The organism is Curtobacterium sp. MCBD17_032, from assembly GCF_003234855.1.
Taxonomy (GTDB): Bacteria; Actinomycetota; Actinomycetes; order Actinomycetales; family Microbacteriaceae; genus Curtobacterium.
Map to the genome: position 1 here is coordinate 16,816 of NZ_QKTO01000021.1, position 10,509 is coordinate 27,324.

At 71.6% G+C, this 10,509-nt stretch carries 11 protein-coding genes; 2 read left to right on the forward strand and 9 right to left on the reverse strand.

Annotation, left to right across the window (positions count from 1 at the left end):
• Positions 1-13: 13 nt before the first annotated feature.
• Genes DEI91_RS15625 through DEI91_RS16390 form a run of 3 tightly spaced genes read right to left on the reverse strand, consistent with a single transcriptional unit; the run spans position 14 to position 1,964 of the window.
• Complete coding sequence (locus DEI91_RS15625) at positions 14-619, reverse strand: DUF3618 domain-containing protein (protein WP_309148066.1); 606 nt, start codon at positions 617-619, stop codon at positions 14-16.
• Positions 619-1,068, reverse strand: a complete 450-nt coding sequence (locus DEI91_RS15630) for a phage holin family protein (RefSeq protein WP_111053179.1) — start codon at positions 1,066-1,068, stop codon at positions 619-621. Before DEI91_RS15630 ends, DEI91_RS15625 begins: the two co-directional genes overlap by 1 nt.
• On the reverse strand, positions 1,065-1,964 hold the full coding sequence (locus DEI91_RS16390; RefSeq protein WP_181439655.1) for a hypothetical protein: 900 nt from the start codon (positions 1,962-1,964) through the stop codon (positions 1,065-1,067). Before DEI91_RS16390 ends, DEI91_RS15630 begins: the two co-directional genes overlap by 4 nt.
• A 192-nt stretch (positions 1,965-2,156) precedes the next feature.
• Here DEI91_RS16390 and DEI91_RS15640 point away from each other — a divergent pair, with 192 nt between their 5' ends.
• Positions 2,157-2,918, forward strand: coding sequence for a glycosyltransferase family 2 protein (locus DEI91_RS15640; protein ID WP_111053180.1), 762 nt, complete (start codon positions 2,157-2,159; stop codon positions 2,916-2,918).
• 15 nt (positions 2,919-2,933) lie between these two features.
• On the opposite strand, the gene DEI91_RS15645 is transcribed toward DEI91_RS15640, so the two are convergent.
• Complete coding sequence (locus DEI91_RS15645) at positions 2,934-3,866, reverse strand: NADP-dependent oxidoreductase (protein ID WP_111053181.1); 933 nt, start codon at positions 3,864-3,866, stop codon at positions 2,934-2,936.
• Between the two features lie 83 nt (positions 3,867-3,949).
• Between DEI91_RS15645 and DEI91_RS15650 the strand changes: the two genes are divergently transcribed.
• Positions 3,950-4,459: a MarR family winged helix-turn-helix transcriptional regulator gene (locus DEI91_RS15650; protein ID WP_111053182.1), complete on the forward strand. Its 510-nt coding sequence runs from the start codon at positions 3,950-3,952 to the stop codon at positions 4,457-4,459.
• Positions 4,460-4,731: 272 nt separating this feature from the next.
• Here DEI91_RS15650 and DEI91_RS15655 read toward each other — a convergent pair whose 3' ends face one another.
• From DEI91_RS15655 to DEI91_RS15675, 5 genes are all read right to left on the reverse strand, one after another.
• Complete coding sequence (locus tag DEI91_RS15655) at positions 4,732-5,919, reverse strand: ROK family transcriptional regulator (protein WP_111053183.1); 1,188 nt, start codon at positions 5,917-5,919, stop codon at positions 4,732-4,734.
• Positions 5,920-5,990: 71 nt separating this feature from the next.
• A complete protein-coding gene (locus tag DEI91_RS15660; protein WP_111053184.1) occupies positions 5,991-6,176 on the reverse strand; it encodes a hypothetical protein in 186 nt (61 codons plus the stop codon).
• Positions 6,177-6,309: 133 nt separating this feature from the next.
• Positions 6,310-8,565, reverse strand: coding sequence for an alpha-xylosidase (gene yicI / locus DEI91_RS15665; RefSeq protein WP_111053185.1), 2,256 nt, complete (start codon positions 8,563-8,565; stop codon positions 6,310-6,312).
• Positions 8,565-9,488: a carbohydrate ABC transporter permease gene (locus tag DEI91_RS15670; RefSeq protein WP_111053186.1), complete on the reverse strand. Its 924-nt coding sequence runs from the start codon at positions 9,486-9,488 to the stop codon at positions 8,565-8,567. The genes yicI and DEI91_RS15670 overlap by 1 nt, the downstream gene beginning before the upstream one ends.
• Complete coding sequence (locus DEI91_RS15675; protein WP_110891462.1) at positions 9,485-10,387, reverse strand: carbohydrate ABC transporter permease; 903 nt, start codon at positions 10,385-10,387, stop codon at positions 9,485-9,487. The genes DEI91_RS15670 and DEI91_RS15675 overlap by 4 nt, the downstream gene beginning before the upstream one ends.
• Between the last annotated feature and the right edge of the window lie 122 nt (positions 10,388-10,509).

The following is a 10,509-nucleotide window of genomic DNA, read 5'->3' on the forward strand; positions in this document are numbered from 1 at the left end:
AGGTCGTGACCTGTCAGGCGTTGCGGACGTCGTCCGCGGACGACTGCGCGTTGTCCTTGACGTCGGCCGCGGCGCCCTGCGCCTCGTCCTTGACCGTCTGGGCCGCGTCCTGCGCGGTGCCCTTGAGGTCCTGCGCGTGCTCCTTGGCGGCGTCGACGAGCGGGGCGCCGGCCTCCTTGGCCTGCTCCTTCGCCTTGTCGACGAGCGGCGCTGCCTTGTCCTTCAGCTCGCCGGCGAGCTCCTCCTCCTTGGTGGAGGACGGCAGGAGCGACGACGCGAGCCAACCGACACCGAAGGCGATGAGACCGACGGCGAGCGGGTTGCCCTTCGCCTTCTCGACGCCCCGGGACGCGGTGTCCTTCACGGACCCGACGGCGTCCGAGCCGGAGCCCGAGACGCTGGAACGGGCCGAGTCGGCTGCGCCCATCACGGAGTCGCGAGCGCTGCCGGCGGCGCCCATGACCGACTCCCGGACGTCCTGGAACTTGCCCTTGACCTTCTCGGACTGGCGGTGGGCGATCTGCGACGGGCTCACCTTGTCGGCGAGCGCGTCGACGTCCGAGCCGAGTGCGCCACGGGTGCGCTCGATGTCGGCGCGGATCTCGTCTGGGGTGCTCATCAGTTCCTCCCGGTGTTGGGCTTGAGTGTCTCGGGGACTTCCTTGACGGTCTCGACCGTCTGCGGGGCGCCGTCGATCTGCTTGATCTCCTTGCGGCCGCGGGATGCCAGGACCGCCGCGACGATCGCGTAGACGACGGCGATGATCACTGCGGACCATGCGTTGCCGATGAGGTAGCCGAGGCCCCACCATGCGGCGATCGTCAGGAACAGCAGCGCGAAGAGCCCTGCCACACCTGCGCCGCCGAACATGCCCGCGCCCTTGCCGGCCTTCTTCGCGGAGTCGGTCAGCTCGGCCTTGGCGAGCGCGACCTCCTGCCGGAACAGGGTCGAGAGGTCACGGGACACCTCGGAGAGGAGCTCACCGAGGGGCGTCGTCGCGGCGCGCTCCTCGGGTGTCGGTTGCCCCGGCGCCGTCCGACCGGTCGCGCCGGGGAAGGCTTCGCTCATACGAGCGGCCCCGTCCCGGTGGTGCCGGTCGTGCCCGTCGTGCCGAAGCCGGTCGTGCCCGTCGTGCCGAGCCCGGTGGTGTCGTACCCGGTCGTGCTCGTCGGGGCGTCGGTGCCGGAGGTCGCGGTCGTGCTACGGGCCTCGGCCTCCTTCTCGTGCTTGATCTCCGTCGTGAGCGCCTTGGTGAGACGCCCGGCGAGGATGCCCGCGCCGGCGGCGATCGCGATGAAGGTGCCCGGACGGCGTGCGGCGAAGGACTTGACGTCCTCGATGAGGGTGCCCGGCTCACGGCCCTCGAGGTAGCCGGCGAACGAGCTGGCACGGCCGGAGAGGTCGCGGACCACCTTCGCCGCGAGGCCCTGCTCGTCGTCGTTCTCGGCCATCTTGCCGAGCTGGTCACCGATCGTGCGGAGACCGCCGGCGGCACGCTGCTGCTGGTCGGCCGCCTGGTCCTTCAGGGTGCCGGACGCCTGGCCGAAGAGCTGACGGGCGTGGTCGGACACCTCGGAGGCGACGGTCGCGGCCTGCTCCTTGGCGGTGCCCGCGACGTTCGCGGCCTTCTCCTTGGCGTCACCTGCGACGTCGGAGGCGGCGCCCTTGGCGGCCTGGGCCTTCGCCTTGCCACCGGTCGAGTCCGAACCGGAGTCGTCGGATCCCGACGAGGCGGACGGCGTGGCGGTCAGGCTGTCCGCGGCAGAGGTGCCTGCGGTGAGCTGCGTGTCCGCGGGGATGGCGTCGAGCGGCTCGACGTCGTCGAAGCCCGACGGGCGCTCGACGGGCGTGCCGCTGGCGTAGGACGGAACCGTGACGCCGGGCTGGATCTCGTGCCCCTCGGCAGCAGCCGTGGCGTCGTGGATGGGCGTCCCGGAGTCGTTCCCGGGTGGGTTCGTGGTCATGGTCGGCCTTCCGGTCTTCTCGTCGCTGAGGGCGGAGCACCCTCGGCGTTGTGGAACCGAACCTGCGCGCCGGACACTGGGACGACCTCCAGGAACGCCGATGCGCGCGGATCTCCGACCCGACCCTCCCCAGAACGCCAGACGAGGCCGGATCGCGGGGTCTTCCCAGTGGCGTTCCGGTTGGCTCGCGCCATGCCCTCCGTGTCGGTCGTGATCCCGGTGCGGAACGACGCCGAGCACCTGCGGCGGTGTCTCGCCGCGCTGGCCGCCCAGTCCCGCCCCGCGGACGAGCTCGTCGTCGTGGACAACGGCAGCTCGGACGACAGCGCGGCGGTGGCGCGGGCCGCCGGCGCGGTGGTGCGCCACGAACCGGTGCGCGGGATCGCCCGGACAGCCTCGCTCGGCTACGACGCGGCGAGTGGTGACGTCATCGTCCGGCTCGACGCCGACACCGTCCCGCCGCCCGGCTGGATCGCGACCGCCCTCGACCTGCTCGATGACCCGGCCGTGGTCGCCGTCAGCGGTCCGGGCCGCCCGTTCGACGCCGGACCCGTCGTGCGCGTGCTCTGGCCGGTCCTGTACATGTGGCCGTACTTCGTGCTCGTGCACGGTGCGCTCGGCCGGCCGCCGCTCTTCGGGTCCGCCGCCGCGATCCGCCGGGCCACCTGGCTCGCCGTCCGCGACCGCGTCCACCGGGACGACCCGGACGTCCACGACGACATCGACCTCAGCATGCAGTTCGACCCCGCGTGGCGGGTGCTGGTCGACCGCGCGCTGACGGTGCGGGTGTCCGCACGACCGTTCTCGAGCCTCCCGTCCGCCGTGCTGCGGACCCGACGTGCCTTCCACACGTTCCGCGTGAACGGCCGCCGGGCGACGCCGGCGCGACGGTGGGCCCGTCGCTTCCGGGTGGCGCTCCGGGCCCGCGACCATGCGTGGTGGCGCGCCCGCTGACCTGATCCGGACCGGTCACGCCGGCAGGACGACCACCTTGCCGGCGATGCGGCCCGTGCTCGCCTCCGCGTGCAGGGCCGGCAGTGCGTCGAGCGGGATGCGGCGGGTGACCTCGACGTGGAGCGAGCCGTCGTCCACCATCGCGGCCAGTCGCGCCAGGCGGTCGCGGTTCGGCAGCACGAACACGACGGCGGAGCGGACCCCGCGGGTGGCGTCGTCGGGAGCGGCCATCCAGGCGGTGGTGCTCACGACCACGCCACCGTCACGGACGAGGGTGACGAGACGGGTGAACTCCTCGGGCTCGATCGGGGCGAGGTTGAGCAGGACGTCGACCGGTCCGGTGACGGCGTCGACGAGGTCCGTCGTCGTGTGGTCGACGACCTCGTCCGCGCCCGCTGCCCGGACGGCGTCGGCGCTGCGGGGACTCGCGGTCGCGATGACGTGCACACCCCACTGCTTCGCGAGCTGGACCGCGTACTTCCCGACGACGCCACCGGCTCCGACGACGAGCAGGCGCTGCCCGGCTTCGAGTCCACCGTCGTCGACGAGTGCCTGCCACGCGGTGAGTGCCACGGACGGCAGCGCCGCGGCGTCCTCGAGCGGGATGCTCGTCGGTGCGTGCACCAGGGCCTCGGCGGGTGCGATGACGTACTCGGCAGCGCCGCCGTCGCGCTCCATCGGCAGGAACCCGATGACGGCGTCACCGACGGCGAGCCCGTCGACGCCGGAGCCCAGGGCGTCGACCGTGCCGGAGACGTCGTAGCCGGGGACGTGCGGCAGGACGACCGGGATGGGGAGGAACCCCGCTCGCATGCCGTTGTCGGCGGCGTTGAACGCGGAAGCGGCGACGCGCACGCGCACCTCGCCGGCACCGGGAGTGGGCTGCTCGACGTCGACGGTGCGGAGCACCTCGGGGCCGCCGACTTCGGAGAACTGGATGGCCTTCATGGTCGTTTCCTCTCGTTGTTGCTTCGATTTCGAAGCACTTGTCAGGAACGTACCACTGCTTCGAACTCGAAGCAACAGGTAGGATGGAGATCGTGCCGGAGACCCCACGCCCACTGACCACCGCGGAACTGTCCGCTTACCTGTCCTTCACCGAGGTCAGCGCGCTGCTCCGCCCCGCGGTCGAGAAGCAGCTCAAGGACGTCGGAGCGCTCAGCTACGTGCAGTTCCAGCTCCTGGCCCGACTCGGTGACGCCCCGAGCGGGAGCCGGAGCATGACCGACCTCGCCGACGGCGTCGTCTACAGCCGGAGCGGGCTGACCTACCAGGCGCAGTTGCTCGATCAGCGCGGACTCGTGTCGCGGGCCGCCTCCCCCGAGGACGAACGCCGGGTCGTCGTGTCGATCACCGACGCCGGCCGCGAGGTCCTCGCCGCCGTGTTCCCCGGGCACATCGCACTCGTGCGGGAGCTCCTCTTCGCGTCACTGTCCGAGGCGGACACCGAGTCGCTCGCCCGCATCCTCGGACAGGTCGGGACACGGCTGCGCGAGGCACCGCCACGCTCCGCTGCCCCGCGGCGCCGCCGGTCCGCCTGACCCCGCGCCCGTCGGTGCCGGACGAGCCGCTCGGCGCACCCTGGGCACGGTCCAGCCGGACGGCGTAGCGTTCCCCGAGTCGCCCAGCCGGAAGGCACGCGAGGGACCCTGACCTCGCGGAGCGACGACTCGCGCCTGCCACTCCCGGAGGCACGCGCTGGCCGTGGACGCCCGCCCCTGACCCGAACTGCGGCGGGCGTCCGCGGGACCACGTCCGGCACGCATCGCCCTCCCGGCGGATCTGCTCTCCGCCGGATCAGCTCCCCGCCGGGTCAGCTCCCCGCCGGATCGGCGAGCAGCGCCGCGAAGGCCAGCTCGGCGGCGCCGCGGAACAGCACGCTGCCGACGAGTTCGGCGGGCACGATGCGGAGGTTCTCCCCCATCGCCGTCATCGTCTGCGCCCGCACGGCGTCCTCGAGGCGGTTCCCGACGTGGCGCAGGAGCGTACCGAGGAACCCGCCGAGCACGACGACGTCGGGGTTGACCGTGTGCACCACGTTGCGGATCGCGACGGCGAGCGCGGTGACCTGCCGCTCGACGACCGCCGCGAGCTCCGGCCCGGGACCGTCGGCCAGGACCGCTCCCAGCCGGTCGGCCTCGTCGATCCCGAGCCGGGCCGCGTCGAGCAGGGCCGCCTGGGACGCCTCGGTCTCCAGACACCCGACGGCACCGCAGTGGCACCGGATGCCGTTTGCCGCGACGAAGGTGTGCCCGAGCTCGCCCGCGTACCCGTCGGTGCCGGTCAACGGACGACCGCCGGTGATGATCCCACCACCGATGCCGCTCGCCCCGCCGTTGACGTACACGACGTCGGTGGCGCCACGGCCGGCCCCGTACAGGAACTCCGCGGTGACACCGAGGTTCGCGTCGTTCGCCGCCCGGACCGGCAGCCTGGTGCGGTCAGCGAGCGGGGCGGCGAAGGCCTCGTCCCGCCAGGCCAGGTGCGGCGCGTACCGGACGACGCCGTCGTCGACGCGCACGATGCCGGGGACGGAGACGGCGACACCCACCACCCGGCGGCCGGCGTCCCGCTGCCGCTCCGCAGCGCTGCCGACGAGGTCGGCGGCGATGGCCAGCGCCTCGTCCGGGGTGGAGACGGTCGCGGTCCGGACGGTACGACGTTCGTGCTCGGTGCCGTCGAGACCGATGACGGCCAGGGTGACGGCGTCGATCTCGGGGACGATCGCGAGGGCGACGACCTCGGCGGACGCCGACACGGTCGCGCTCGGACGGCCGACGCCGGTCGCGGGCGGCGCATCCCCCTCGACGACGAGGCCGAGCTCGACCAGTTCCCCGACGAGCGCGGCGACGGTCGACCGGTTCAGGCCGGTCTCACGGGTCAGTGCCGAGCGCGGCATCGGCCCACCCTCGTGCACGAGCCGGAGGACCCGGGCGAGGTTCCGTCGTCGGACGACGTCCGTGGTGCGCACCGGACGGGAGGCAGTGCTCGCCTCCGTCATGTCCGCTCCGATCCGTCGTGGTCCCCGTCAGCGTAGTGCGGCCCGCCGGGGTTGAACGTCGTGATGGAAGTTCAGTGGCGTCCGTAGAACTGGCCCATGTCGCGGCCGCGCTGCGCTTCTCGCAGCGCGGCCGCAATCTCCTGGTCGGTCTGCTCGAAGCCGCGCGAACGGTGTCCGAAGTCGGTGAACCGCCAGATCCACACCCAGAAGACGAGCCCTCCGACCGATGCCGCACCAGTAGCGATCCACCACCACATCGTCCACCCGCCTCTCCGTCTGATGTGCAGTACATCACACTTTTGGACGCGCGTGGCACGAGCCTCGGCCCGGCGGACACCCCGCGGCCTCCAGGAGGCGCAGGACGCCCGCCGAGCCGAGGCTCGGCACGGGTCAGGCTGCGGGGCTGACCGTGCCGTCCGCCGCGTACGTGACGTCGTACGTCGCGGCTCGGCCGTCCGGCGCCGTCACCACGACCGCACGGCTGCCGGCACCGGCCGCGCCCGGGAACGCCCGGAACTCGAGCGCCTCGTGGTAGTCGTGGTCCGGCCGGTCGGTGCGTGTGGACAGCGGGAGCACGGCACCCTCCCGGACCCACAGCGGCAGGGTGTCGAAGCCGTGCTGCTCACGCCGCCAGACCCCGCCGGGAACGACCTCGCCGGTGAACCAGTTCGTCCACGATCCGGCCGGCAGCCAGTACTCGACGTCGCCCGACGCGCTGAACACCGGCGCGACGAGCAGGTCCGCGCCGAGCATGTACTGCCGGTCGCAGTACGCCGCGGTCGGGTCGTCCGGGAACGCCAGGGGCATCGGGCGCATGACGGGGATGCCCCGCGCCGACGCCTCGAGCCCGGCCGCGTACAGGTACGGCATCAGCCGGAGCTTCAGCTCGGTGAAGATCCGCGTGACGTCGACGGCCTCCTCGTCGAACGCCCACGGCACCCGGTACGAGCTGCTGCCGTGGAACCGGCTGTGCGAGGACAGCAACCCGAACTGGACCCAGCGCTTGAACACGGCCGGGTCCGGGGTGCCCTCGAAGCCGCCGATGTCATGCGACCAGAACCCGAAGCCGGACAGCGCGAGCGAGAGCCCACCGCGGAGCGTCTCGGCCATCGACGGGAACGACGAGGTGTTGTCGCCGCCCCAGTGCACCGGCATCTGCTGGCCGCCGGCGGTGGCGGAGCGGGCGAACAGGACGGCGTCGCCCGTCCCGCGGGTCTCCTCGAGCACCTCGAACACGGCCTGGTTGTACAGCTGCGTGAAGAGGTTGTGCATGCGCTCGGGGTCGCTGCCATCGGCGTAGACGACGTCCAGGGGGATGCGCTCACCGAAGTCGGTCTTGAAGCAGTCGACGCCCTGTTCGACGAGCGCCCGGAGCTTCGACTGGTACCACGCGGTGGCCTCGGGGTTCGTGAAGTCGACGAGGCCCATGCCGGCCTGCCAGAGGTCCCACTGCCAGACGGTGCCGTCGGGGTTCATCACGAGGTAGCCGCCCTCGACCGCCTCGTCGAACAGCTTCGACGCCTGCCCGATGTACGGGTTGATCCACACGCAGACCCGCAGGTCCTTGTCGTGCAGCCGGCCGAGCATGCCGGTGGGGTCCGGGAACACCCGGGGGTCCCACTCGAAGTCGCACCAGGTGAACTCGCGCATCCAGAAGCAGTCGAAGTGGAACACCGAGACGGGCAGCTGGCGGGCTGCCATCTCGTCGACGAACGAGGTCACGGTCGCCTCGTCGTAGTCGGTCGTGAACGAGGTCGACAGCCACAGCCCGTACGACCATGCCGGCACGTGTGCGGGGCGCCCGGTGAGCTGCGTGTACCGCTCGAGGACGGCCGCCGGGCTGCCCCCACCGATGACGTGGAAGACGAGGGACTCCCCCGGCACCGAGAACTGCACGCGCTCGACGGTCTCGGACCCGACTTCGAAGGAGACGTGTCCAGGGTGGTCGACGAGCACGCCGTACCCGCGGTTCGTCAGGTAGAACGGCACGTTCTTGTACGCCTGTTCGCTCGACGTGCCGCCGTCGGCGTTCCAAATGTCGACCGTCTGCCCGTTCTTCACGAGGGGCCCGAAGCGCTCCCCGAGGCCGTAGACGAGCTCCCCGACGCCGAGGTCGAGCTGCGCGTGCACGAACGTGTCCGAGGCGGGGGCGTCCGCGCCCTGGACCCGTGCGTTGCCGACGACCCCGCGCGACACCTCGGCGCCGGGCTCGAGCGAGACGTACCCGAGCGACTTGTGCCCGGAGCCGGTCAGCACCCGCCCCTCCGACAGGAACCGGAGGTCCCACGGCGCTCCGGGCGTGACGACGGCCGACAGGTCGCCGGAGGTGAGGGTCCCGACCCCGTCCTCGACCGTGACGGAGCCGTGCCCCGCCTCCTGGCCGACCAGGTCGAACGACAGTTCGGGCCGGCGACCGCGGTGGTGCTCGACGCGGACGGTGACGACGCCCTCCATCGGGCTGGACAGCGAGACGGTGAGGGTCGGACGGTTGAGGGTGTCGCCCCGCGACGCGATGACCTTCGTCGGCGCCGTGACGACCAGGCGGTCGCCCTCGGGCGACTGCCGCGCGTCGATGTCGTACGCCTCGGCGGCGTACACGGGGCGGACTCCGGGCCTGAGCTGCCAGAACCCGTCGGTGAACTTCATTACTTGACCGCTCCTGCCGTGATGCCGCGCGCGAGGGTGCGCTGGAAGATGAGGAAGAACACGAGCGTCGGGATGAGGCCGAGCAGGGCCGACGCGCTCGTGGTGGTGACGTCCATGAGCCGGTCGCCCTGCAGCAGGGAGATCGCGACCGGGACCGTCTGGTTGTCGTTGCTGACCAGGAAGGTCAGCGGGATGAGGAACTCGTTCCACGTCCAGATGAAGAAGAAGATGAGCAGGACCGACAGGGTCGGGCGGCTGATCGGGACGATGACGCGCCAGAGCACCCGCCACCGACCCGCGCCGTCGAGCGCCGCGGCCTCGAGGATCTCCTTCGGGAAGGTGCCGTAGACGCTCGACAGCAGGTAGGTGCCGAACGCGGACTGGATCACCGTGAAGACGATGATGACGCTCCACACGTTGTCGTACAGCCCGACGCCCTTGAACATCATGTAGAGCGGGTAGAGCAGCACCTCCTGCGGCAGCATGTTCGCGAGCATGAACAGCACCACGATCCAGGTGCGGTAGCGGACCCGGCCGATGCCGATCGCGAAGGCGTTGAGGATCGAGATGAGCACCGCGAGCAGCGCCACCATGCCGCTGATGAACACGCTGTTCCAGAGCTTCAGCGGGAAGTCGACCCGGTTCCAGAACGTCGTGATGCCGTCGAAGGACAGCTGGGACGGCCAGGCGAGCGGGCCGCCGGCCGCGTAGTCCGCGGGCGTCTTGAACGAGTTGAGCAGGATGAGCAGGAACGGCGCGGCGATGAGCACCGCGATGACGACCCCGCCGGCGAGCACGACCCAGTCGGCGGGCCGCTTGACCCCGCCCTCGCCCGGCCGCTTGCGCGGCTTCGCCGCCGGCCGGGAGGCCCGTCCTGCGTCGGCGGTCACGGTCGCCCTGGTGTCGGGTGCGGACACGGTCATCGTGCCTCCTCCTTGCGCTCGGCCCGGTTCTGGGCGGCGATGAACCCGATCGCGACGATGACGATCACGACGGTGAGGGCGGTGGCGATGGTCGCGCCGTAGCCGACCTGCTGCGCCTGGAAGAACTGGCTGTACGAGTAGTAGCTCGGCACGATCGTCGCGTTGCCGGGGCCGCCGCCGGTGAGGGCGTACACGGGGCCGAACACCTTGAGCGCCGCGATCGTGCACGTGAGCACGACGACGAAGATCTCGGGCCGGATGATGTGCACCGTGATGGAGCGGAACCGCTGGAACCAGTTCGCGCCGTCGAGTTCCGCGGCTTCGTAGAGCTCGGGGTCGACGCGCTGCAGGGCCGCCATGAACACGACGACCGGGTACCCGATCTGCACCCACACGAGCACGACCGCGACCGAGAGCAGCGCGGTGTCCGGGCTGCCGAGCCAGTTGTGCTGCAGGCCGTCGAGCCCGACCGCGCCGAGCACCGCGTTGAGGGCGCCGTTCTCCGGGCGGAGGATCCACCCGATGACGATCGCGGCGATGACGGCCGGCAGGATCTGCGGCAGGTAGTAGGTGGCGCGGAGGAAGCTGGCGAGCTTGCCGCCGAACTTCTTGCCGATCACGTCGAACAGTGCGGCTGCGAGGACGAGGCCGAGGCTGGTCGGCACGATCACCATCGCCAGGATCATCACGATGCTGTTCCGGAACGAGATCCAGAACTGGCCGTCCGCCATCAGCCGGCGCCAGTTGTCGAGCCCCGTGAACTGCGGCGGCAGGATCCCGCGGTAGTTCGTGAACGACAGGTACACGTTCCAGCCGAGCGGCACGAGGATGATCGCCGCCAGGAGCACGAAGCCGGGCAGCAGGTAGAACCAGTAGCTGCCGCGGCCGGACGCGGGCATGATCGCGCCGTCGTCGCGGCGGCGGGGGCGGGGGACGCGGCCGCGGAGCGGCGCGAGAGGAGGACTGGACGCCATCGTCGGGCTTCCCTTCCGGGGAGGTGGGGTCGTGCGGGGGTGAGGGG